The sequence below is a fragment of the Nitratidesulfovibrio vulgaris str. Hildenborough genome (assembly GCF_000195755.1).
GTDB lineage: Bacteria > Desulfobacterota > Desulfovibrionia > Desulfovibrionales > Desulfovibrionaceae > Nitratidesulfovibrio > Nitratidesulfovibrio vulgaris.
In genome coordinates this window covers 2,396,730-2,419,451 of the sequence record NC_002937.3, presented here as the reverse complement: position 1 = coordinate 2,419,451, position 22,722 = coordinate 2,396,730, and the positions used below count along the sequence as shown (strand labels likewise).

Sequence of the window (22,722 nt, the reverse complement as noted above, 5' to 3'; positions counted from 1 at the left end):
TGACAAGAGATTGCCGGATAGAGCGTCTAGTAGTCCTTGATGTAGACTTCGAGATTCTCGGCGGTATGGTTGCGGCTTACCCAGAAGGCAGATGCCCAGACCATGAGCGCCGTGGCCTGCGTATCGTCGAGACGTTTGAGTTTGGCTTCGAGGCTGGCCTTGCTGGCCCCGTGCTTGACGTGCAGCTGGGTCACCTCGCAGGCATCCATGACGCGCAGAAGCAGGTAGTCGAGTCGGGTGTGGTCGGGCAGCAGACGCATGTCGCGGTGCGCCTCGACGATGGTCTTGAGTTCAGGTCCCGAGAAGATGCCCTTGATAGCTGAGATGGCCCTGAAGAAGGTGTCGACAGCCCAAGGCAGGATGAACTCGGCCCCCGCACTCTTGGTTCTGAAGTAGTCCTTCAGCCATTTTTCCTGCTGTTCGTTGATGCGGGCTGCTACCTGCGGCATACTGCGTGGCCCCCTTGCTATCGCATGGTGGTGCCGCTGCCGTCGGGCTGCGGCTCTTCTCGCCGACGTTAGCCCATGGCTGTGCGTAATTCAAGAAAAAATCTAGAGAAATGCAGCGCGCCTAGAGCATGTGGTGTGCTGCAGATTCGGCATCCGCCCATCGTCCAGCGCACGGGCACGCTTGTCCGGCAGTCACGCATGGCACACCGGACTCTGTGGGCATGTTCAGGCGACAGCCCGTCCAGCAGGCTACAAGTGCACTTCGCCAGACAGACGCGTGCCGTCGGGGATGACAGCCTGTGCCTTTGCACTGTTACGGATGCGGACTTCTCCGTCGAGGGCTACGTCATCGCCGAAGCGGACGTCTCCGCGCACCTGCATGGCGGTGCAGCTGCGCATGGCGGGGGCGCCGTGCGGAAAGCGCTGCATGAGCCTGTCCCATGTGCCGTAATGCTTGGGGTCGAGGTCGATGCGGGGCAGGGGGCTGTCATGCGCCACGCGGCGATTGAGGTGGAAGTCCTCGCCGAGGCTGAAGCAGTCCGACCAGAGTAGCAGCAGGTCGTTGCAGCGTTTGACCGGCAGAAAGCGGCGGCGGGGGGTGACGATGGCTGTCGCACCCGGAAAGAGGGCGATGGCCGCCCCCATGGCCGTTTCCACCTGCCAGACGGGAGTGGATTCGGGGTCGCGGGGGTCGAGCGTCTTGGGATTGAGGATGAGGGGCAACCGCAACAGGCCGTAGCGTTCAACCCTGTCACGCAGTGCCGCGAGGTCGAGCCATATGTTGTTGGTATTGAAGAGTCCGTAGCGATGGATGTCCTGAAAGTGGGCCATGTCGTCGGCAGGGCACTGTGCCACCTCGCGCAGGACGAGACCGCCTTCCGGTGTGCGGGCAAGGTGCCCGCCCTTGCTGTCGGCGGGGGTGCGACGGGCGCATTCCATGAGAAAGGGGATGCGATGTGCCGCCATGTAGCCGAGAATGGCCGGGTCGAGTGATGCCCCTAGATTGTCGGCGTTGGCAACCAGCGCCCATCGGCGACCTTCGGAAAGCAGGGCGTCGAGCATGCCCGAGAGTACGAGGGCGGCGTAGATGTCGCCGTGCCCCGGAGGGTTCCACGCCATGTCGCCGGCTTCATGGCTTCGTACGGGAAGGAGTGTGGCGCGGTCGACCTTGGGGAAACGATGCTGCAGGAAGCAACGCGGCATGTGTTCGGGGGCCGCCATGCTTTCGAGGGCACGCAGGGTGTCGGCGTGCGTGGCGTAGCTGTTCATGAACAGCAGGGGCGATGCGCCGCCGTGGGCCTTGCGCTGATGTTCTGCCTGTCCGTGGATGATGTCGAGAAAACTCCTGTCGTGTCGTGCTGGCAGAAGCGACTTGGCGTGTGTCATGCCCATGCTGGTGCCGAGACCACCATTGAGCCTGATGCAGACGGCGCGGTGCATCAGCTTGCGGCCTTCGGGGGCATAGCGGGTCAGGCTGTCGAGATGGGTGAAATCCTCGACCTTGGCGGGCAGGATGTCATTCTCACCGATGAGTCCGGTATGGCTGGCCTCGATTTCGCCATGATAGCCGAGGAAGAGGTCGATGAGTTCGCCCGGCAGCCTCTCTTCACGCATGAGGCGACTGAACGACTCGCGCGCGGAATGTGTCGCATGTTCGGGGCGAGGTGACATGGGGGCGCTCGATTCCATAAATGGGCTTTGTTCACCGGTGGATGCGGTCATGGTGTCTCCTCGCGTGCTGCATGTCCGAGCCTTCAGCATAGCACATGCTGTATGCGCGTGCGAGGGGGAGTGCTTCAGCGGGCGTCTTTATCATCAAAATGTCGCATCTGGTGTCATGGTGTCGGTGAATGGCCTTGCCTTGTAGCGCATGGAGTGGCTCAGAGGCAACAGAAAAGCCAATGACTGCACAGGTTATGGCGGCCTGTACGGGTAGCATCGCCGTGCTGCCTCCATGCCGGATGGCTTCGGGTATGCGCGGGCATGTCGTGGCAGGCGCGCGGCCCCACACAGCAAGACGATAGACCGCTTGACGTATGCAGCGGGAAGGTGGGGCCGGTTATCGGGCCATACCCCTGTGCTTCAGGGTGTGAAAGGCCCCCATGCATGAGCATGGGGGCCTGTTATATCTCTGGTGGTGCTGGCGGCTAGAGATAGCCGTGAAGCGGCCCGCCGGGGGCTGCCAGCGCATCGACGCGACGTTCCACCTCGGGGTCGGTCTCCAGTGCCGGGGCATGGAACGACTTGAGGCGTGCGTCGACGATGAGGGGCCCGCGGCACCCCCAGTGCTTGCAGTGGGTCGACGCCCCCACACCGTAGAGGTCGGTGGCGGGGTCGGAGCGTGTGAAGGTCACCCACAGGAAGTTGTCCCAGTCGGCAGCCGTGAAGTCGGCGTCGTCCACGACAACGAACAGGGGGACGCCGGAGAGTCCGCGCACATCGTCAAGACTCTGTGCCAGCCGTTCCATGGCCGGGTCGTGTTCGTCACGACGGGCTGTATGCCGTGGGCCGCGCAACACGACGATGCCCTTGTGGAACAGGCGCGGGCTGCCGAAGCCGTCGGGCAGCGTCAGCGTCTCGGGCAGGGTGTCGGCGAGGTCGCGGCGGCGAGACCCTGCGGCGGCCCATACCACCTTCGACCCCTGATTGAGGCTGATGCCCGTGTAGTCGAGGGTGTCGATGGTGGTGCGGGTGATGAAGTGCAGGTCGCGCGAGAAGTCGGTGCGCTCGAGCATGTGCGTGAAGAAAGCCGGGATGTCGTGGGCCGACAGGTCATGGTCGTCTTCGCGTGCCCCGATGATGACGTATTTCGAGAGCGAGGTCTGGGTGTTGCCCAGCAATGCCATGCCGCATGTGATGAGTTCCTGCGGCTGGCGTTCCCCGGCGTAGGGCACATACCGTTCGCTGCCCACGGCCAGCAGAAGCGGATGCACGCCCGCTGCGTCCACGGCATGCACCTCGTGCACCCCGGCGAAGACCTGCGGTACCAGCGCAGCGGTGAGTTCGTGGATGAACTCGCCGAACACCGTGTCCTCCTGCGGAGGGCGCCCCACGGTGGTGAAGGGCCACACCGCGTCACGCCTGTGGTGGACGGCATCGACCCGCAGTACAGGAAAGTCGTGGGCGAGGCTGTAGTAGCCGAGGTGGTCACCGAAGGGCCCTTCCGGCTTCTGGTGGGGGGCGATGGTGCCCGAGATGCAGAAGTCGGCTTCTGCGAGAATGGGCAGACCGCCAGCGCGACGTATCATGGGGATGCGGAATCCGCCCAAGGCCCCGGCGAAGAGTACTTCGGCGATGCCTTCAGGCAGGGGCATGACGGCAGCGACGGTCATGGCTGGCGGCCCGCCCACGAAGATGTTGACGCGCAGCGGTTCGCCGCGACGTAGTGCCTCCGCGTGGTGATAGCCTATGCCGCGGTGTATCTGGTAGTGCAGCCCCACCTCGCGGTCGGGTTCGTAGTGGTCGCCCGTGAGCTGGACGCGGTACATGCCCATGTTGGAGTGCATGAAGCCGGGACGGTCGGGGCTTTCGGTGTACACCTGTGGCAGGGTGACGTAGCCGCCGCCATCCATGGGCCATGATACCAGCTGAGGCAGTTCGCGCACCGTGGTGCGGCATTCGAGCACCGGGCCGCGGCGTACCGTCCGGGGCATCATTCCCCACAGCGACCGCGGAACACCGAGATAGCGTTGCGGATGCCTGAAGAGGTCGAAGGGGTCTATCTTGAGGCGGAAGATGCCCTCCACGGCGCGCAGCGTATCGCGGAAGATGAAACGGATGCGGTCGCGGGTTCCGTAGAGGTTGGCGACCATGGGAAAGCGGCATCCCTTCACCCGCGTGAAAAGCATGGCGGGGGCCTTGGCGCGGAAGGCGCGCCGCTGGATGGCGGCCAGTTCGAGACGGGCGTCGACCTCGGTGTCGATGCGGATGAGATGCCCGTTGCGTTCGAGGTCGATGAGGCAACTCGAGAGATTTCTGTAGGTCACGTTGTTCTCCGGATGGGGCGCATCGTCAGGGATGCAGCACATAGCCCACGCCACGCATGGTGTGGAGCATGGGGCGTTCGAAGTTCCTGTCGAGGCGGCGGCGCAGGCGTGAGACCAGCACGTCTATCTGCCCCGGGCGCGGGGGTGCCTCGTAATCGAAGCACCACGGTCCGATGTCGGCCCGGTGCAGGACGCGACCGGGCTGACGCAGCAACCTTTCAAGCAGGTAGCGTTCCTGCGGGTGCAAGGCAAGTATGCCGTAGTCGCGTGTGACGCGTCCGGTGTCGAGGGCGAGGGTCAACTCTCCGGCTGCCAGTGTGTTCGGTCCCGCAAGAGGATGGCAGCCAGCCGCACGAAGCACGTCACAGAGTGCCCCAAGCGAGAAGGGCATCCGCAGCACGGGCGGTGCGTCGCGACCCTTGGGCGTTGGCGTGTCGCGGTCAAGCAGGAGTACGGCACACAGGTGCGGTACACGCCCGGGTTCTTCAGGGTCTGTCGTCAGCAGTGCCCCCCCTTCGATGGGGGCCGGGGCATCGGGCGCAATGCTGCGCACCCGCACCCCTTCAGGGGCGAGGCCCGTTCGCAGGAAGTCGATAAGAGGGGCGCTTTCGGCGCGGACGGTGAGCAGCATGATGATGCCCGAAGATATGCCAACGTCCGGGCCTTGTCGAGGGCGGGACATCCGCCACCCCGGTCATGGGCGACATGCCCGCAACGCGGCTGCGGGCCGACATCGCATGGATGCCGACCCGCAGGGGCAGTGAGGAGAAGGCTGTTGCGGCGCGCGGCTGCGCCACCGCCGGAAGACTAGTCGACCTTGTAGAAGGCGGAAGGGGCTGCGTTGCACACCGGGCACTTGCCGTCGTGCGGGCCTTCGTGGGTGTATCCGCATACGGAACAGACATAGTAGTCCACTTCCGGCAGGGCGGCGGGGTCGGCAAGGGCCTTCTTGTAAAGATTGGCATGCACTTCTTCCACTGCATTGGCCCAGCCGAAGTAGCGGCCGGGGACCTTTTCACCTTCGGCTTCGGCTTCAGTGATCATTTCGGGGTACATCTTGGTGAATTCGTAGGTCTCGCCCTCGATGGCGGACTTGAGGTTGTCGGCGGTGGAACCGATTTTGCCCGCATTGCGCAGGTGGGCGAGGGCGTGGATGGTCTCGGCTTCGGCGGCGGCACGGAACAGCTTGGCGACCTGCGGCAGGCCTTCCTTCTCAGCCTGACGGGCAAAGGCGAGGTACTTGCGGTTGGCCTGGGACTCACCGGCGAAAGCAGCCATCATGTTCTCATGGGTCTTGGACATTATGTTCTCCTTACTTGTTTTTTAATAACAGGAACGATTCCTATTTATGAAACAGACGGAGGTTTGTAAAGGCTTTTTTTGAAGTTTATTCGTCATAACAGCACATGTAGCGTAAAAGAGGAAGCCCGTGCGACACTTTGACCGGCATGTCTGGGTATGGTGTGTTCGCGTCAGCGGCGACGACGTTGTCGCTGAGATGCTGGCCGAGGCCTGCTGCCGGGCCTTTCCCGCACGTGAAGACGGAACGCGAAGTCTGGCGTCATGCGTTTCGCACGAGACTATGACTTCTCAGGCGTGTACTGCGGGACAGGGCGCCGTCGCCTTTCGGTCCATGCTTCGGGGAGGGGGCGGTCCCTGTCAGAACGCATTGCCCCCTGCGGAGGGATGATGTCTCCCTCCCGGTGCGGCCGTGGCGGGGGAGATGACAGGCCGAAGGCCTGCCACCCCGGCGTAGCATGCAGTCTCCCCTAGCCGTGTTCTGCCAGAGGCGGGACCCCGGCGCGGTGCATGACCCTCCTAGGACTCTCGCCACTGCCAACCACAGGGCGGTTGAACGACAAGGGCGCGACACCCGAGGATGCCGCGCCCTTTGCATATGTATGCCGAGGGGTCTAACCTCCGGTCTTCATCCTGTCGATGAGCCCGCGCAGGCTGTGCGTCTGTGCCGCGAGTTCTCCCACGGCCTGCGCCGACTGGTTCATGGCGCTCGACGTCTCGCCCGAGATGCGATTGATCTCGTCCACGCTGCGGCTTATCTCCTCGCTGGCTGCGGACTGCTCCTCGCTGGCTGCGGCGATGCTGCGAACCTGATCGGTGGCGACCTCCACAAGGCGGACGATCTCCTCAAGGGCGGTCCCGGACTGCCCTGCCAGTTCGGTGGCCTGATGGATGGTGGTCGTCGTGTTCTCCACGTGCTCCATGTTGCGTGCCGCACCCTGCTGGATGCCGCGGATGGCGTCACCCACCTCCTGCGTCGCAGCCATGGTCTTTTCGGCCAGTTTGCGCACCTCGTCGGCGACAACGGCGAAGCCGCGTCCGGCGTCGCCAGCCCGCGCCGCCTCTATGGCGGCATTGAGGGCCAACAGGTTGGTCTGGTCGGCGATGTCGCTGATCACGTTCATGATGCGGCCTATGCCTTCGGCCTGTTTGCCCAGTGCTGCCATATCCTCTTTGAGTGCCAGAGACACGGTCTGGACGGAACGGATGCTCGCCACGGCCTGCGTCACCACGTCGGAACCCGCTACGGCCTTGGCGCGCGCCTCTGCGGACGAGTCGGCAGCCTGTGAGGCGTTGCGCGCCACCTCAAGGACTGTGGCGTTCATCTCCTCCATGGCCGTGGCTGTCTCGGCCACGCGTTGCGACTGGACTTCCGCGCCACGGCTGGACTGCTCTATCTGTGCGGAGAGTTCTTCGCTGGCACTGCTCACGATCTCGACGACCTTGTCCAGCTGCTGTGCCGCGTGCATCATCCCTTCAGCCCTTGCGCGTTCCGCCGCCGTCTTGGCTGCGTTGGCCTCGTCGGTGGCGATGCGTGCAAGTCGCGCCTGTTCGGCGGCTTCGGCGGTCTGCGCTTCAGCCTCTGTAATCTTGTCTTTCATGGTCTGCACCATGCCACGCATGACATGGTAGACGCCGCCTTCCCTTTTCTGTTCCCGGAACCGGACGTCGAGGTTGCCGGAGGCGATTTCGCCCGCGACCTGTGCAAGGTAGCCCGGGTCTTCACCCAGCTGGTTCATGACGTTGCGGGTGAGCAACAGGCCCGACCCCACGGAGACCAGCAGACCGAGGGCGGTGAGCAGATACATGAGGGCCGTGGCCTTGTCAGCGAGGTCGGAGTTGTCCGTGGAGGTCTGTCTTGCCGCTGAGACCTTCGCCTGCACGAGCTTGTCAAGAAGCTCCTGATATCTGTGGGCAAGGTCGCGTCCTTCTCCATTGACGATGGATACGGCCTCATCGTGCTGGCCAGATTCCTGAAGCAGGAAGACCTTGTCCATCAGCGCCTGATAGGTCTGTCGGGTCTTCTCGAAGGTATCAAAGTCCCTGCGTTCGGATTCCGAGTCGAGAGCCTTCCCGAAAATGGCAAGGTCCTTGTCCAAGGTGCCGCGAAGGCCACGGATGGTCTCGCGTGCTTTTGCCCGTTCGGCCTCGGTCGGTGCGTTGAGGGCGTCGCGCATGTTGATACGGGTGCGCTGGAAGGCCACGGCAGCGTTGCCTATGGCGTCGAGGGGTACGGTCATGCGTTCGTAGAGTCTAGTATCTGCGACGTCGAGGGCATGAAGCCTGTTGATGCCGATCATGGCGATGGTGAGGGTGATACAAGAGCCCAAAAGAAAAGCCGTGAGGAGCTTGGTCCGCAGGCCGATGGTGCGAGTCGTGTTCATCTTTTCGATCCTGATACGTTAGTTGACTGGTTCCCGGAACAGAAGAGCAGCCTGTCTAGCATATCTCCCTGGGGTATGGCATGGGGGATAGCCCTCATTTTCAGAAAATAGTCAGCGAGTAATCGCTTTTTGAGGGCTGGTTATATCAGAATGGTTACAGGTTGTTGGACACATGTATCGGCATATTGTCGAGTAGAACGAAAAGAAGTGAGCCCCCCGTAGTGCACGGAGGGCTAGATTCTGGGCAGACAGATGCCGGGACAGGTATCGTGGCAGAGACGTAGGGGCGTTAGCCACCTTCAGCGTGAGAAGATTCGGTGAGGGGGGCGGAAGCATCATCCGCACCGGGATGTGCATCGGAAGTCGTGTCGACGTCAGGGACTGCGGCAGGGCGTGCCCCCGTAGCATGGACGGTGCGTTGCGGGTCTTCGTCGCGGCGGAAGGGGGTTCTGTCGCGCACGAAATCGAGGCCCACCCGTCCTCCTTCGAGGACGAGGTGCGCCCGGAAGCTCTTGCCCTGCCGGGATGTGAGGTCGAAGGCCTCCGCTGTGCGGCCCTTGGCGAGCAATTCTCGCACGATGTCCTCATCCATGGCCTTTCCGTGCATCTCCTTCCAGATGATGAACGGGCAGCGGGCGGCGGTGGAGTCACCCTCTGTCTTGCCCTTGGAGTCGCCCTTGCAGGCGAACCCGCGCGGCGTCTCCACGACGTCGCCACCGCACAGGGGGCAGCGCCCGTCCGGCGGGCGGCTGTTACGCGCGGCGATGTCGCGCAACAGGGGGCGGATGTCGCGGTTGCGGATGCGATGGACGCCGTGCCACACGCTTTCGCGGATGGAACGCATGAAGGCGGGGTAGCTGTCGGCCCCGGCTTCGATGTCCTTGAGGCGTTTTTCCCATTGCCCTGTGAGTTCGGGCGAGGCCACATCGGGCAGCAGGGTGGTGACGGTCTCCGCGACCTGCATGCCCCGGTCGGTGGCGACGAGTTTCTTGCCCTGCTTCGCCACATAGCCGCGGGCCACGAGGGTTTCGATGACCTGCGCCCGGGTCGCCGGAGTGCCGAGGCCCCTTTCCTTCATGGCCTGTCGCAACGCATCGTCCTCGACCAGCCGCCCTGCGGTTTCCATGGCGGCGAGTAGCGAGGCGTCGGTGAAATGTGCCGGGGCCTTGGTCTGGCGTTTGACTGGCCCCACATCGAGGGTGAGCAGCTTAGACCCCTTGCGGAGTTGGGGCAGGGGGGTGTCTTCGGCTGTGCGCCACGGTTCGACGACCATCCAGCCCTTGTCCTTGAAGACCTTGCCCTTGGCGATGAAGGGGTGTTCGCCCACCATGACGGTGACGGTGGACGTGCTGAACTTCGCCTCGGGGCAGAAGGCCGCGATGGTGCGGCGGCAGACCATGTCGTAGATGTTGCGTTCAGGTGCGGAAAGTTGCGTCAGATTGCCCTTGCGTGCCGTGGGGATGATGGCGTGGTGGTCGGTGACCTTGCGGTCGTCGACGCAGGCGAATCTGGCCTTGCCCGACTTGATGCGCCCTACGGCGAGCATGGTCTCTTCAGGGTAGAGGTGATGCACCGCACGCAAATGGTTGAGAATCTCGCCGAAGAGTTCCTTGGTGAGGTGGCGCGAGTCGGTACGCGGGTAGGTGATGAGTTTGCGCGTCTCGTACAGCGACTGGGCGTGGGTCAGCGTATCCTTGGCAGAGTAGCCGAAGCGGGTGTTGGCTTCACGCTGGAGAGTCGTCAGGTCGAAGGGCAGGGGGGGCTGTTGCGTTCCTGCGCGACCCTGTACGGATTCGACGATGCCCAGCTTTCCGGTGCATGCCGTGGCGATGGCGTCGGCTTCTTCGCCGCTGTCCACGCGCGTCTCCCGGCGGTCGGGGGGGCGGTGCCATACGCCACGGAACCTGTCGTCGTTTGCGGCGGCTTCGGGGGCGGCGATTTCAGCATCGGGGACATCCGACGCGACGGGAGTGTCCGGCGCGGATGTTGCTGGTGCGGCAGATGAGGCATCTGAAAGGGCGTCTGCTTGCGCGTCGGGCTTCGTTCCCTCGTCTGTCTGGGCCTCGGACTGTGTTGTCCTGTCACCGTCGGGTGCAGGAGGGGCATCGCCGGTGGCAGGGCCGGATTCCGCGAGGCAGGGCACGGTGCTGCGGGCTGCGGGAGACGTCATCGGCCTTGTGCCGGTCGACGTGCCAGCATCGAGGTTCTTGTCGAACGTCGCCTCCACGGTCCAGAAGTCCTGCGGGGTGAAGTGCTCGATGTCGCGGCGGCGGTCGGCCAGCAGGCACAGTACGGGGGTCTGGACGCGCCCCACGGAGACGAGGCCGCCAGATTTGACGGTGAACAGGCGCGAGAAGTTCATGCCCACAAGCCAGTCGGCTTCGGCGCGGGCGAAGGCGGCAAGGCCGAGGTTACGCTTCTCCTCGTCGGGCAGTAGCCTTGCGAGGCTCTTGCGCAGACCTTCCTCTGTCATGTCGCTGGCCCACAGGCGGCGCACCGGTTTGTCACATCCCGCCACGAGGTAGATACGCCGGAAGATGAGTTCGCCCTCGCGTCCGGCGTCGGTGGCGTTGACGATGCCGGTCACCCGGTCGTCCAGCAGCAGACGCTGGAGTACGGAAAACTGGTCTGCCGTTTCGGGCAGTACGCGCAACTGGAAGCGCGGGGGGAGCATGGGCAGTTGCTCGAGTGTCCAGCGTCCGGCCCATGCCTCGTCCTGTTCTTCGGGTTCCGCGATGCCCACAAGATGTCCGACGGCCCAGCTGACCAGATGGTCGGGGCCTTCAAGGTAGCCTGCACGGCGCCCCTGTGCGCCGACGAGGGGGGCGATTTCACGGGCCACGGAGGGCTTTTCGGCGATGATGAGCGTTTTGGACATGCTGTACTGCTGGACGTTTCGACGTGTTGTACGGGTGGCTGCGGGTTGACCGGGCGTGCGGGGGAGGCTAACGGCAGCCTTCATGAGTGCGCGTTACCCCATACCAGACCTCGCCCCCGGCGTCTTCCACCGTGAGGAGGAGACGATACGCCGTAGCCGCTTCATCGTCACGCTGGCACATGCCCCCGACACGGCTTCGGCCCATGCCTTCGTGCAGGCCATCCGGCGTGAACACCCGGATGCCACGCACAATTGCTGGGCCTTCGCGGCGGGCGCACCCGGTGCCACAGCCCGCGTAGGATTCAGCGATGACGGTGAACCGCACGGCACGGCGGGGCGGCCCATGCTGACCATGCTGCTGCATGGCGGAGTGGGTGAGGTGGCGGCGGTGGTGACACGATATTTCGGTGGGGTCAAGCTTGGTACCGGGGGCCTCGTCCGGGCGTATCAGGGCCTCGTGCGCATAGGTCTTGATACGTTGCCGCGGCGTGAGCGCATCATTCCCGTGCGTGTGGAGGTGGTCATCGACTATACGCAGGTGACGCTCTTCCAGCGGCTGCTGCCGACGTTCGAGGCGGTGACGGTGGCAGAACGTTTCGGTGTCGACGCCGTCTTCGAGGTCTCGCTGCCGCATGAACGTCTTGCCATGTTCGAGGCGGCACTGGTGGAGATGACCGGGGGGGCCGTGCTCACCTCTGTCCTTGATGCTGCCGCAGATGATGATCAGGAAAGGGCCTGCGGTCAGGGTGGGGCCACGCAGCCCGCCATCGCGCGGCATGAGGCTGGCGGGGACGATGACACGGCGGGCTAGCTGCCGCATGAGGGGCAAGTCTGATGCAGGGACATGAGGCCCCGGCCTGCGCCACATCCGGCGGATATGCCCTGAAATCCTGTTGATATGCTCTGACGGACAGCTTTGATGGTGTCTGCGACTGCTTCGCTCGCCAAGGCGTGCCCGCCGTCGGCCCCGGAGTGATATGCCCGTGTTCAGTAAACGCAAAGGGGAAGCCGAAGCTTCCCCTTTTGCATGTAAATCGCAGGAGCAGACCGTACTGTGCCTCTGGCGGCAGGCGACCTGTCGCGTCGCGCCAGCTACTTTTCGGGGCCGCGTGCTGCCGCGTCGTCGACGATCCATACAAGGTCGCCGGAGGGCGGACGCACGAAATGGGCGGGCAGTGAAGGTTCGGAGAGCAGGTTCAGGGCCTTGGAGAGCACGTCGTGCTTCTCTTCGCCCGTGACGAGGAAGAGACAGCACCGGGCGTTGTTGAGCACGGGCAGGGTGAGGGTGAGCCTGTCGGTCTTGAGCCTGCGGACGTACTGGTCGATGACAAGCCGTTCACATTCCTGAAGGCCGGGTTCGCCCGGAAAGAGCGAGGCGGTGTGCCCGTCGTCGCCCATGCCGAGGATGACACAGTCGAAGCGCGGGAATTCGCCCGGGCCGAGGTTGAAATGCTCGCGCAGGAGCTTCTCGTAGGCGAGGGCCGCATCCACGGGGTCGGCTTCGCCCTTCATGCGGTAGAAGCGCGTGGCGGGTACGTTGCCGAGCAGTTCACGGCGGGCCACGCCGTAGTTGCTCTGGGGATGCTCGGGGCCGACGCAGCGCTCGTCCACCCAGTATACGGCTATCTTCTCCCACGGCAGCCGTTCGGCCCAGTCGGAGCTTGAAAGCAGTCTGAAAAGCGGGATGGGGGTGGAGCCGCCAGAAAGGGCCAGATTGAACACGCCCCGTTCCGCGATGGCCTGTTCGCAGCAGTCGGCCAGCAGGTGGGCGGCGCGCTCTGCCATGGCGGCGGGGTTCTTGTGGATGTGCAGCGAGAGGTGGATGGAACGGCTGCGGAACATGGTTGGCTCCTTGCGGTGTCTCGTGTGATGTGCGCGTGATGGCGTGTGTTCGACATTGCCATACGTGCCTTGCGTTGGGAAGACACCTGTGCGAGTGGGGCCCGTTTCTGCGCAGCATGGGAACGGTTTTTCCGTTGCCGGCGGAAAGGGCAGGGCGCACACCTTCTGTGCGCCCTGCCGTCCATTGCCCGGATAGCTGCTCCGCGACCCCCTTGTGCTAGACCTTGAGGCCGGATTCTGGCGCAGGGGATTCTTCCTGCAATGATATCAACCTGTCCTGTGCCGAGGCTGCAAGGCGGCGCATCGTCTTGAGATACGCGATGAAGCCGGAAAGCACCTTCCCCATTTCGCCGGGTGCCGGGGCATCGAAGACCGGATAATGCTGGTAGACCACGAGCAGCCCCTGTTCCTCGTCGTAGCCGGGGCATGGTGCCGGGGTGTTCATGGGAACGAGGGCAAGGGCCAGAAGGTCGGGGGCAAGGGCAAAGAGCGTCCCCTCGTCCACAGGCCCCACGACCCCCGCAAGCACGAGGCAGGTACGTTGTTCGTCGCGGTAGATGGAGATGCCGTCGTCCTTATCCACGTCGAGGTTCACAAAACCGCCTTCATCGAAATCCAGCCCGGCGATGTCGAGGTCGCAGGCCAGTTGGGCAAGGGCACTCTGGAAGAGGGGGGCGTTATGCATAGTGTCTCCTGACAGAAAGCTGGTGGGAAGTCGTCAGTCGCGGTAGCTGAGAAAGCCGATATCGGCGTCGGGATTGGCCTGCAACAGGCGCATGGCATGCCGCATCTCGGAAAAGGTGATGGCTTCGCTGTATCCTTCCTCAAGTCTGGCCCTGCGTTGCGCCGTTCCTGCAAACGTCGCGCTGTCTGTTATCTTTTCTCCATCGAGGGTCTGCATCCAGAACTTCACTCCCTGTCCGCGTGTGGAGAAGAATTCAAGGCCTAGCTTGCTGGTTTGTCTGAAGAAGTGGGTCTGCATGGCGTTTGCGATGATTTCTCCGCACTGGGGCCGCATGGTGATGAGCCGGTCGAGGTGCTGGCCCCGTTCCGCCAGTGTGGGTTTTTCGAGGAGTGTCTTGACGTCTTCGACGAGTTCGCGCAGCAGCCTCTCTTTCGCGTCGGGGGTCATGTCGCGCAGTGTCTTGCCGAGGATTGGCGAGTTCTTGAGAAGGGCATCGCGTATTTCTCCGTCGAACCCGTGGGCAAGCAGCCGTGTATGCCGTGCGGGTGTCAGGCCGCAGGCTTCGGCCCCGTCATGAAGGTTCGGAAGGGCCTGCCGCAGGGTGTCAAGCCGGGCGAAAAGGTCGAGGTGGGCGGTGCCCGCCTCGATGCGTTCGGCAAGAAAGGTGCGCCATGCGGTGCCTTCATCGTCGCCGGGGTAGGTCTTTCGGGGCAACCCGCCGGCTGACAGCAGTCCCTCTCCGGGCGCTGTGCCCATGAGGTTGAATACCGCCGCCCGCATCACGGGCTGGTACATGATGCCCGTTCGCAGGTTGAGGGTGTCTACCATCTGCATCCGGGCGCGTTGCGGCGTGTCTCCGACCACGGACAGTGTGCCCCTTATGGGCTTTGCAACCTCGAAGCCGTAGGCTGCCTGTTGCCGCATGGCATCTATCTCGCCGGGAGACAGGGTACTCGTACTGCGTATGTCGATGTGTGAGAAACGGTCTGCAAACGCGTGTTCCTTGGCCTGCTGCATGACTTCCAATCGTGCTTCGGCGCCACGCGACGATTGCAGACGTTCCGTAAGCAGCCATTGCAGCTTCTCCGGGCGACGTGCCGAGAAGGTATGGCGTAGTCTGGCGAACACGTTGTCGGGTGTCACGGACAAGCCGTCATGGTGGAGGCTGACCCGGTATCTGGTCGTACCGACGGTCAACGTCCCCTGTCCTGACTGTTTCAGGTCGTGCTCGAAACTGCCGTCAAGGCGTGCGTATGAGGCTGCATCGCCAGCATGTCGTATCGTCGGGGGCATGGGGTCTCCTCGTGACCGCGCGTGGCGCGGGATGCGGGCTGAGAAGGGGGGGCTGACAACCCTCGGCGGCTTGCAGCACCTTCGTTTGACAGTATGCACATTATGGGCCGGGGCGTCACTCCCCGGTGCACGTCTCTGCTGTCGTCTGCCTCCCGGCTTCAGGCGTGCTGTCAGCTGTCAGGTACGCGAGCGAGAGCATGACGGCATAGTCCCCGGCCAACGTCGTTGCCAGGGCTGCAACGTCGTTGGCATGCTTCGCAGGGCGTAGGCATGCCGGTTGCCGACCATGCCGGTTGCATGCGTTCTTGCCCACGGCACAAAAAAGGCCACCCCGGAAGGTGGCCTGTCGAATGCATATGGCGGAGGGCTAGCCGATGGCTTCGCCCGATGCGAAACGGGGTTCGTGCAGCGGCAGGATGATGTCTGCCATGTCCTTCACCCGCAGCAGGATGTCGTAGCTTTCCTTGGGGTTGATGCAGGTTCCCGGAGGGATGACCTCCATCTCCATGGCCCGTATCTGCTTGGGCGGGTTGAGGTTCTCGTCGATGATGCAGAACCCGGTGATGGCGGCGCGGCCCTTGTCGGTATCCACCAGCACGGTGAGGCCGCCCTCTGTGTGGGCGGGCGTGTGCACAACGCGGATGCCGGGCACTATCTCCTGTTCAGCCCCACTCACCACGCGCAATTGTCCATTGTCCTCCACGTCGGCGATGTAGTCCTCCATGTAGCGGAAGTCGAGGGGGTGCGGGTCGTGGATGCTCTCGAGTTCCTTCTCGTGGACGTATATCTCCGCGTTGGGGCACTTGTAGTCGTTCTCGCAGTGGTCGTTGTGCAGGTGGGTGTGGATGATGATGTCGATGTCTTCGGGCTTGAGGCCGAAGCGCGCCAGCCCCTCTTCGAAGGTGTGGATATGCCCGCCGAGGGCCTTCTCGCGGTCTTCGGAGACGATGGGCTGCATTTCGCCGGTGTCGACGAGAATCTTCTTGTCGCCGCCTTCGATGTACCAGCAGTAGATGGGGATGGTGTAGGGCGTGCCGTAGTCGAGTTGATAGGTCATCATGCCCTTGTCGAACACCTTCGAACCCATGACGATGGGGTGGATTCTGTATTTCATGATGGGTCTCCCGTTGCCGGTTGCCGTTACGATGAAACCGGGGCCGTCATGCGGCGACACCGTCGTCCGGAAGGCAAGGTAATGCCGGATGGTGCCCTTGTCACCCCATAACCTTCCATTCAGGTAGGCTTTGTCCGGTTGGCATCTTCGGGCCTGCGCGCCTCGTGAAAGGCCCCCGGTCTGTCCGACCGGGGGCCTCATTGTGGCTACGACGTCCGACGACGGGTATCAGCGGTCTTCCTTGAGTTGGCGGATGATGTCCTGCAGGTCGGCTGCAAGGCGGGCCAGTTCGTTGACCGCCACCGCCGACTGCGACATGGCCTCTGCCATTTCGGAGGCGATGCGGTTCACCTCTTCGGTGCTGCGGTTGATCTCTTCCGAAGCCGCCGACTGTTCCTCGCTCGCCGTGGCGATGGAACGTACCTGGTCGGCCGTGGATTCGACGATGTTGACGATGCGCCCGAGGGCGTCGCCCGCCCGCGAGGCGAGGTCGGTGCTCTGGCTGATGACGCCGGAAGCCCGCGACATGCCGTCGATGTTGTTGCGTGTGCCGCGCTGGATGGCACCGATGGCGTCGCCGACCTCCTTGGTGGCGGTCATGGTCTTCTCGGCGAGTTTGCGTACTTCGTCGGCGACCACGGCGAAGCCCCTGCCAGCTTCGCCCGCGCGTGCCGCTTCGATGGCTGCGTTCAGTGCCAGCAGGTTCGTCTGGTCGGCGATGTCGGTGATGACGGTCATGATGTGCCCGATTCCCTCGGCCTGCTTGCCGAGGTCGTCGAGGCTGCCGCCCATCTCGGCGGCGAAGCGGTTCACCTCGCCGATGCTGCTCACCACGTCGCGTACGATACCGCCGCCGCCCTCAGCTTCCTTGCGGGCATGTTCGGCACTCTCGGCCGCGCGTGAGGCGTTACTGGCAACCTCCAGCACCGAGGCGTTCATCTCCTCCATGGCGGTGGCGGCTTCGGTGGTGCGGGCCCGCTGGATATCCGAGCCTCGCGTCGCCTCGCCAATCTGCGAGGCGAGTTCCTGCGAGGCGGAGGTTATCTGGTCGACGATGGATTCGAGCCTTCCGGCAGTCTGCATGATGCCTTCCCGCCGTGCCACTTCTCCTGCGCGTCGGGCCTCTTCCGCCTGCGTGAGTGCTTCGCCGGCCTTGCGGGCCTGTTCTTCGGCCTCTTGGGTCTTGGTCTCTGCCGTTGAGACGAGGTTGCCGAGTTGGGTGACCATGTCGTTGAGGCTACCGCGCAAGGTGAGCAGTTCGCCGCTGAAGTGCCGTTCGGATGGCAGGGCGTTGAAGTTGCCCCTCGCCACCTCGCCGGAGGCCTCGACCAGCATGCGGATGGGTTCTGCCACCGAGCGGGCGATGAACCATGCAACGGCGAGAAGGACCAGTGCGATGCCGAAGCCGATGCTCACGATGGTGAAGACCAGTGAGCGGGCCTTGCCGTAGACTTCGTCCGCATCGATGACCGAGACGAGCTTCCACCCGAGATAGCCGGTGACCACCGTGAAGATGCGGTCCTTGCCGTCGAGGGAGTCCTCGAACATGCCGCGCTTCATGCCCATGATGCGCGTGAACGCGGGGGTTCCCGTTTCGGTGATGTTCTTGAAGGCGAACTGCTCGTGCTTGGGATCGGAGATGATGATGCCGGTGTCCTCGACAAGCATGACATAGCCCGTCTGCCCAATATGCAAGGCACTTGTCACGCGAGTGAGGGTGGAGAGGTTGATGTCGATGCCGATGGCACCCACGACCCGGCGTTGCGCATCGAAGACCTTGGCGACGACGGAACTTACGGGAACGCGCGTGGTCGACATGTAGGCCTTGCTGATGATGGAGTCTTCACCGCTGCCTAGTGCTTCCTTGTACCACGGGCGCTTGCGGGGGTCGTACCCCGCAGGCAGGCTGTCCTCGGGGAACATGTTGAAGCCGCCTTCCGCCGTGCCGAGGAACACACCGTCATAGGCCGGGTTGCCCTTGGTCATGTGCATGAAGATGTCGAACAGCTTCTGTTCGTTGGGCTGCATGTCGGCACGGCGGATGCTGGGTGCTGACGTGGTGTTCACATAGCTTGTTATCTTGCCGGGGGCTTGTACGACCTCGTCGAGTTTGGCGAGGAACATGGCGTTATAGCGGGCTTCGTTGAGGAAGGCGGCGATGAAATCGTTGGTGCGGTCAAGCTGACCCAGTGACGATTCCTCGAAGGCGGCGACGGAATTCTTGCTCACCTGCAGCGACACCACCGTCGTGATGCTGCCGATGGCGACGACGATGGAAGCGAGGAACGCAAGCACGAGTTTTGTACGAATGGTCATATTCCCCCCCCGGTGTTGTCGTTCGCAAACACGATGTTCAACTTCACGTACTGTCGAGATATGTATGGGTGAGGAAAGGCTCTCCCCGATGGGCATGGTAATCTTTTATTCTAGTGTAGTACGTCATTCGAAGATTGCAATGAGTATTTTCGTTTACAATCGGGTGCCGTTGCGCTATGGGGGTGAATATATTGGTCTGCCGTCGGCGGGAGGACTCGCCCACGGCATTCGCTTTTACCGTCCTCATTCGGGTGTGACAGCATGATCGTTGCCTCGCTTGATCATTGGCGGCGCTATTGCGCCGGGCCTCTCTGGGAGAGGGCCTTCGGCTTTCTCGCCCATGCCGCTGCCGACATCACCGACGGACGGCACGTCATCCTCGGCGATGACCTCTACGCCAATGTCGCCACCTACGAACCTCGCGCCCTCGACGGTGCGCGCTACGAAGCCCACGAGTGCTACATCGATATCCAGTACGTCCTCGCAGGGGGAGAGTGGATGCATGTCGCTTCGCGTGCCCCCCTCGTTCCAGCCGGTCCATATGACGCCGCGGGTGATGTACGGTTCTACGCGCAAGGCGATGAAGCCTACGCCCGTGTTCCCCTGCTGCCCGGTACCTTCGCCGTGCTTTATCCGGAAGACGCCCATATGCCGGGCTTGCAAGGCCCTTATCAGGGAACTGTGCGCAAGATAGTTGTCAAGGTCAGGATGGCGGCATTGCCGCCCTTCCGTCACGCGGACTCATCCTCATAAGGAGGACACGCATGGACATGTTCGATCAGGCCCAGGAACTGGAGCGCCTCGACCGAGAGGCTGCCCTGCGTAAGGCCCGCGCTACGGCGGACAGTGAAGGCCCAGAGTGGATTGATGGTGTGGCGTGCTGCCGCGAGTGTGGAGAAGCCATACCTGAGGCGCGTCTCAAGGCATTGCCCGGCGCCGGGTTGTGCCGTGCCTGTCAGGAAGAGCGGGAGAAGGGGGCGAGGTAGGTTCCTCTTTCGTCTCAAGCCGGATTTTTGTGACATCAGAAGGGCCGCCTATGCGCAAGCATTGTCGGCCCTTCTGATATTGTCGTGTCTGCTGCCTCTATTGCACGAATCCCATGAGGTCGAGCAGCCAGAAACTGAGTGCGGCGATGAGGGCGGATGCGGGGATGGTGAGCACCCATGCCACCACGAGGTTGCCGGCGATACCCCAGCGCACTGCCGAAAGGCGCTTGGTGGAACCGACACCGAAGATGCAGGCGGTGATGGTATGGGTGGTGCTTATGGGCGCGCCGAAAGCCGAGGCACCGGTGATGACGAGGGCGGCGGAGGTCTCCGCTGCGAAGCCGTGCACCGGTTCGAGTTTGAAGATGCGGTGCCCCATGGTCTTGACGATCTTCCACCCCCCGAGGGCCGTACCGGCAGCCATGGCGGAAGCACAGATGAACTTGACCCAGAAGGGGACGTGGATGGTGTCTATCTCATGGAAGATGAACAGGGCGAGGGTGATGACCCCCATGGTCTTCTGGGCGTCGTTGAGGCCGTGGCTTGTGGCCATGAAGGCGGCGGAAAGAATCTGCAACCTGTGGAACGTGCTGCTCACACGCTGCCTGCTGACCTTCCACAGGCCAAGCGCCAGCAGTGACATGAAGAGAAAACCCACGGCGAAGCCCGCCAGCGGCGAGAGCACGAGGGGCAGAAGGATCTTCTTGGCGATGGAAGGACCGTTGAGTGTGCCGAAGCCGGAGTAGGCCACGGCAGCCCCCATGAGCCCGCCGATGAGCGCGTGTGACGACGACGAGGGGATGCCGAAGTACCACGTGATGAGGTTCCACGCGATGGCCCCGATGAGCGCCGCCAGTACAAGGGCCTGACAGCCCATGACCATGTCGGTGTTGACGATGCCCGAACCGAGCGTATGGGCCACCTCCTCGCCGAGGAACGCGCCGAAAAGGTTCAGGCCCGCAGCCATGATGACCGCGACCTTGGGCGAGATGACCTTGGTGGAGACCACGGTGGCAATGGCGTTAGCACAGTCGTGGGCGCCGTTGGTGAAGTCGAAGATGAGCGCCACGACGATGATGACGACCAGCAGCAGGGGTATCTCAAGCATTCTTGAGCACCACCTCTTCGAGCACGTCGGCGAGGTCTTCGACGCGCTCGACGGCCAGTTCAACGCGGTCGTACACCTGCGTCCACTTGATGATGTCGGTTATGCCCTTGAAGTCCACGATTTCGGCGTCCTGAAGCTCGGCAAGGCCGGTGCCGAGCAGCATCTCGCATTCGCCCTTGAGCGATTTGATCTGCTTGACGTGCCCTTCGACGCCTTCCTTGGCGCGCAGACATGCCAGCATCTTGCCGGTCTCGACGGCCATGGCCTTGAGGTTCTTCGCCATCTTCCGGGCCGGGAAGCGAATCTGGCCGAAACCATAGAGGCGTGCGCGGGTGGAGATGCCCTTGATGTAGTTGATGGAATCTTCCTGCGCGAGGTTGATGCGGTGGATGTCCTCGCGGTCGATGGGCGTGATGAACGTCTGGGAAAGCTGATGGGTTATCTCGCGGCAGAGTTTGTCGCCTTCCTCTTCGATGAGGTTCACGCGTTTGCACGCATCGGTGACATTGCCGAAGTCGTCGAGAATCTGGTCGAGGAGGTTGGCCGCCTCCTGAAGGATGTCGTTCTGGCGGGTGAGCAGTTCGAAGAATCTGATGTTCTTGGGGAACAGGCAGAATGCCATGCCTCTCTCCTGCTGTGGCGGGGCGAGCCGCGTTATTGGTTGTGCACATAAACAGCAACCGTGCCCCACAAGCGCCGGGCTATGGCTGCCTTTGTTGTGTCGCCTTATGCACGCTCAATGTTACAGAACAGTGACGAGAACGATTGTCGCCCATATTCGGTTTGTACATGATTACGCGCTGTATTCTATGATTTTTAGCGGAAGGATGGCATGACCCCATGCGATGACGGGGGCAAGGCATGGCAAGGAACATGCTTTTCCGTAACGTGATTGTGACTATTCTGCGGCGAAGCGCCGCATCCTGTTCAGGATGCATGGAGGGCGGCTTCAGGGCAGTACGGTCGGACGCTTGCCTGCCGCCTCGCGGGGAAGGGCAGATGGCACCGGGGCCGATGTCCGCGCCGAGGTACTCTCTGGCGTCTGGCCCGAAGCGTGGCCCGATGCTTGGCCCGCAGTCTGCCCGGATGATTGCCGTGACGCTTCGTCAGCGGCGGGGCTTGCGGTCAACGACCTGATGATGGCGGTGGCCCTGACCTTGCCCTGTGCTGCCTGTTCCGCGGTGATGCGGCTTCGCAGGTCGTCAAGGAACGGCGTTGCGTCATCATCTCCGGCCATGGACGCGACCATGTACCATGCGAGGGCTTCAGCCGGGTCTGACGGTCCGCCTTCCCCTTCTTCGAGCATGCTGGCGTACAGGGTCATGCACCGGGCGTTGCCGCCTTCCGCGCATTGACGGAAGAGGCCGCGCGCCTTGTCCATGTCACGCGTGACGCCGTCACCCTGATGGTACAGCACCCCGAGGTCGAGTTGTGCCACCGGGTCCCCCGCTGCTGCTCCCTTCTCGAAATAGCGAAGGGCCGCCTTCCTGTCCTGTGCGACGCCTTCCCCCTTGTGCAGTAGCAGGGCGATGATGGTCAGCGCCTCTGCATCGCCTTCGTCTGCGAAAGGTCTGAGAAGGGCGAAGGCCTGTTTCTGGTCTGCAGGAGTGCCTACACCGTAGTGGTAGTGCAGGCCAAGCCATAGCGCGGCACGCTTCACGCCGCGTTCGGCTGCGCGGTGGGTCCAGAGGAAGGCTTCCGTGTCGTTCCGTTCCACCCCGAGGCCTTGCCGGTAATAGTCGGCTACCATGGCTGCGGCTTCACCGTCGCCTGCGTCGGCGGCTTCGCGCAGCCAGCGCATTCCCTGCTCAAGGTCGCGGGCGGTACCCAGTCCGAGTGTGTACATGGTCCCGGCAAGCCTTTGTGCATCGGGCAATCCCTGTCGGGCGGCTTCGATGGCCAGTGCGAAGGCGCGCGCCGGGTCCTTGGCCGTGCCGTACCCTTCCAGCGAAAGACGGGCGAGCAGGTCTTGCGCGGGGGCGTATCCCGTCGTGGCATCCTGTTCGATGAGTTGCACAGCCTGCGTCGGGTCGGCCCCGTCGCCGCCGTCATCGAGAAGGCGCAAGGCGAGCGCGATGCGTTCTTTCGGTGTCTGGGGGGCGTCAAGGTCCTTGCCGTCCACAGTGGCGGGCGGGACGACGGGCTGTTCCACCGTAGCCATGTCGGGCCGGTCGGGGAGCGTGGGCGGGGTCCTGCGGGGGGGCTTGCAGCCGGTGGTGAGCAGCGTCATCGCGAAAAGACAGGTCACCAGCAGGCAGACCGCAGCCGGGGTGCCCCATCGCTGCTTCAACGTGTCAGGGCGATGGTGGGGCGGTATGCAGCCGCTGGACATGGACGCTACGGCGGGACGGGGTGTTTCGGCAATGGTGCGGGACATGGCAA

The 22,722-nt window shown here is 63.2% G+C and carries 18 protein-coding genes; 3 read left to right on the top strand and 15 right to left on the bottom strand.

Translation table 11 applies throughout. From position 1 onward, the window contains the following. Positions 1–26: 26 nt before the first annotated feature. The 7 genes from DVU_RS10895 to DVU_RS10865 form a co-directional block, all read right to left on the bottom strand. Positions 27–449 carry a hypothetical protein gene (locus DVU_RS10895; protein ID WP_010939597.1) on the bottom strand — a complete coding sequence of 141 codons (423 nt, stop codon included), beginning with the start codon at positions 447–449 and terminating at the stop codon, positions 27–29. A 249-nt stretch (positions 450–698) separates the two neighbouring features. After that, entirely contained in the window at positions 699–2,171 is a 1,473-nt protein-coding gene (locus DVU_RS10890) for a UTP--glucose-1-phosphate uridylyltransferase (protein ID WP_014524502.1), read from the bottom strand. Between the two features lie 425 nt (positions 2,172–2,596). Further along, the gene (locus DVU_RS10885) at positions 2,597–4,435 is read right to left on the bottom strand and encodes a UbiD family decarboxylase (protein WP_010939594.1); all 1,839 of its coding nucleotides are present in this window, start codon (positions 4,433–4,435) and stop codon (positions 2,597–2,599) included. A 25-nt stretch (positions 4,436–4,460) separates the two neighbouring features. Continuing rightward, positions 4,461–5,117 (bottom strand): winged helix-turn-helix domain-containing protein, encoded by a 657-nt coding sequence (locus DVU_RS10880; protein WP_010939593.1) that lies wholly within the window; start codon positions 5,115–5,117, stop codon positions 4,461–4,463. A 125-nt stretch (positions 5,118–5,242) separates the two neighbouring features. Beyond that, positions 5,243–5,737 carry a rubrerythrin family protein gene (locus tag DVU_RS10875; protein WP_010939592.1) on the bottom strand — a complete coding sequence of 165 codons (495 nt, stop codon included), beginning with the start codon at positions 5,735–5,737 and terminating at the stop codon, positions 5,243–5,245. A gap of 611 nt (positions 5,738–6,348) precedes the next feature. Beyond that, positions 6,349–8,118 (bottom strand): methyl-accepting chemotaxis protein, encoded by a 1,770-nt coding sequence (locus DVU_RS10870; RefSeq protein WP_010939591.1) that lies wholly within the window; start codon positions 8,116–8,118, stop codon positions 6,349–6,351. A gap of 289 nt (positions 8,119–8,407) precedes the next feature. Further along, a complete protein-coding gene (locus DVU_RS10865; RefSeq protein WP_010939590.1) occupies positions 8,408–10,996 on the bottom strand; it encodes a type IA DNA topoisomerase in 2,589 nt (862 codons plus the stop codon). An 82-nt stretch (positions 10,997–11,078) separates the two neighbouring features. On the opposite strand from DVU_RS10865, the gene DVU_RS10860 reads away from it, so the two are divergent. Beyond that, the gene (locus DVU_RS10860; protein WP_010939589.1) at positions 11,079–11,807 is read left to right on the top strand and encodes an IMPACT family protein; all 729 of its coding nucleotides are present in this window, start codon (positions 11,079–11,081) and stop codon (positions 11,805–11,807) included. Positions 11,808–12,088: 281 nt separating this feature from the next. On the opposite strand, the gene pgl is transcribed toward DVU_RS10860, so the two are convergent. The 5 genes from pgl to DVU_RS10835 form a co-directional block, all read right to left on the bottom strand. Next, positions 12,089–12,838 (bottom strand): 6-phosphogluconolactonase, encoded by a 750-nt coding sequence (pgl, locus tag DVU_RS10855; protein WP_010939587.1) that lies wholly within the window; start codon positions 12,836–12,838, stop codon positions 12,089–12,091. A 217-nt stretch (positions 12,839–13,055) separates the two neighbouring features. Next, positions 13,056–13,523, bottom strand: a complete 468-nt coding sequence (locus DVU_RS10850; RefSeq protein WP_010939586.1) for a CesT family type III secretion system chaperone — start codon at positions 13,521–13,523, stop codon at positions 13,056–13,058. A gap of 33 nt (positions 13,524–13,556) precedes the next feature. After that, complete coding sequence (locus DVU_RS10845; RefSeq protein ID WP_010940659.1) at positions 13,557–14,816, bottom strand: hypothetical protein; 1,260 nt, start codon at positions 14,814–14,816, stop codon at positions 13,557–13,559. Positions 14,817–15,183: 367 nt separating this feature from the next. Further along, positions 15,184–15,930, bottom strand: coding sequence for an N-acyl homoserine lactonase family protein (locus DVU_RS10840; RefSeq protein ID WP_010939585.1), 747 nt, complete (start codon positions 15,928–15,930; stop codon positions 15,184–15,186). Positions 15,931–16,158: 228 nt separating this feature from the next. Next, the gene (locus tag DVU_RS10835) at positions 16,159–18,246 is read right to left on the bottom strand and encodes a methyl-accepting chemotaxis protein (RefSeq protein WP_010939584.1); all 2,088 of its coding nucleotides are present in this window, start codon (positions 18,244–18,246) and stop codon (positions 16,159–16,161) included. A 261-nt stretch (positions 18,247–18,507) separates the two neighbouring features. Between DVU_RS10835 and DVU_RS10830 the strand changes: the two genes are divergently transcribed. Both DVU_RS10830 and DVU_RS10825 read left to right on the top strand, forming a co-directional pair. After that, on the top strand, positions 18,508–18,999 hold the full coding sequence (locus DVU_RS10830) for a YhcH/YjgK/YiaL family protein (RefSeq protein ID WP_010939583.1): 492 nt from the start codon (positions 18,508–18,510) through the stop codon (positions 18,997–18,999). An 11-nt stretch (positions 19,000–19,010) separates the two neighbouring features. Then, on the top strand, positions 19,011–19,232 hold the full coding sequence (locus DVU_RS10825) for a TraR/DksA family transcriptional regulator (RefSeq protein ID WP_010939582.1): 222 nt from the start codon (positions 19,011–19,013) through the stop codon (positions 19,230–19,232). 97 nt (positions 19,233–19,329) lie between these two features. Here the strand turns inward: DVU_RS10825 and DVU_RS10820 are convergent, their stop codons facing one another. The 3 genes from DVU_RS10820 to DVU_RS10810 all read right to left on the bottom strand — a co-directional run bounded on the left by DVU_RS10820 (position 19,330) and on the right by DVU_RS10810 (position 22,717). Further along, complete coding sequence (locus DVU_RS10820) at positions 19,330–20,340, bottom strand: inorganic phosphate transporter (RefSeq protein ID WP_010939581.1); 1,011 nt, start codon at positions 20,338–20,340, stop codon at positions 19,330–19,332. Further along, entirely contained in the window at positions 20,333–20,962 is a 630-nt protein-coding gene (locus tag DVU_RS10815; RefSeq protein ID WP_010939580.1) for a DUF47 domain-containing protein, read from the bottom strand. The genes DVU_RS10820 and DVU_RS10815 overlap by 8 nt, the downstream gene beginning before the upstream one ends. 327 nt (positions 20,963–21,289) lie before the next feature. Further along, positions 21,290–22,717 (bottom strand): tetratricopeptide repeat protein, encoded by a 1,428-nt coding sequence (locus DVU_RS10810; protein ID WP_010939578.1) that lies wholly within the window; start codon positions 22,715–22,717, stop codon positions 21,290–21,292. Positions 22,718–22,722: the final 5 nt, after the last annotated feature.

What these genes read in the sequence shown, in the direction of transcription:
- DVU_RS10895 (WP_010939597.1), bottom strand. Translation starts at nt 449, where the DNA reads ATGCCGCAGGTAGCAGCCCGCATCAACGAACAGCAGGAAAAATGGCTG.
- DVU_RS10890 (WP_014524502.1), bottom strand. Translation starts at nt 2,171, where the DNA reads ATGACCGCATCCACCGGTGAACAAAGCCCATTTATGGAATCGAGCGCC.
- DVU_RS10880 (WP_010939593.1), bottom strand. Translation starts at nt 5,117, where the DNA reads ATGTCCCGCCCTCGACAAGGCCCGGACGTTGGCATATCTTCGGGCATC.
- DVU_RS10875 (WP_010939592.1), bottom strand. Translation starts at nt 5,737, where the DNA reads ATGTCCAAGACCCATGAGAACATGATGGCTGCTTTCGCCGGTGAGTCC.
- DVU_RS10870 (WP_010939591.1), bottom strand. Translation starts at nt 8,118, where the DNA reads ATGAACACGACTCGCACCATCGGCCTGCGGACCAAGCTCCTCACGGCT.
- DVU_RS10865 (WP_010939590.1), bottom strand. Translation starts at nt 10,996, where the DNA reads ATGTCCAAAACGCTCATCATCGCCGAAAAGCCCTCCGTGGCCCGTGAA.
- DVU_RS10860 (WP_010939589.1), top strand. Translation starts at nt 11,079, where the DNA reads ATGAGTGCGCGTTACCCCATACCAGACCTCGCCCCCGGCGTCTTCCAC.
- pgl (WP_010939587.1), bottom strand. Translation starts at nt 12,838, where the DNA reads ATGTTCCGCAGCCGTTCCATCCACCTCTCGCTGCACATCCACAAGAAC.
- DVU_RS10850 (WP_010939586.1), bottom strand. Translation starts at nt 13,523, where the DNA reads ATGCATAACGCCCCCCTCTTCCAGAGTGCCCTTGCCCAACTGGCCTGC.
- DVU_RS10845 (WP_010940659.1), bottom strand. Translation starts at nt 14,816, where the DNA reads ATGCCCCCGACGATACGACATGCTGGCGATGCAGCCTCATACGCACGC.
- DVU_RS10840 (WP_010939585.1), bottom strand. Translation starts at nt 15,930, where the DNA reads ATGAAATACAGAATCCACCCCATCGTCATGGGTTCGAAGGTGTTCGAC.
- DVU_RS10835 (WP_010939584.1), bottom strand. Translation starts at nt 18,246, where the DNA reads ATGACCATTCGTACAAAACTCGTGCTTGCGTTCCTCGCTTCCATCGTC.
- DVU_RS10830 (WP_010939583.1), top strand. Translation starts at nt 18,508, where the DNA reads ATGATCGTTGCCTCGCTTGATCATTGGCGGCGCTATTGCGCCGGGCCT.
- DVU_RS10825 (WP_010939582.1), top strand. Translation starts at nt 19,011, where the DNA reads ATGGACATGTTCGATCAGGCCCAGGAACTGGAGCGCCTCGACCGAGAG.
- DVU_RS10820 (WP_010939581.1), bottom strand. Translation starts at nt 20,340, where the DNA reads ATGCTTGAGATACCCCTGCTGCTGGTCGTCATCATCGTCGTGGCGCTC.
- DVU_RS10815 (WP_010939580.1), bottom strand. Translation starts at nt 20,962, where the DNA reads ATGGCATTCTGCCTGTTCCCCAAGAACATCAGATTCTTCGAACTGCTC.
- DVU_RS10810 (WP_010939578.1), bottom strand. Translation starts at nt 22,717, where the DNA reads ATGTCCCGCACCATTGCCGAAACACCCCGTCCCGCCGTAGCGTCCATG.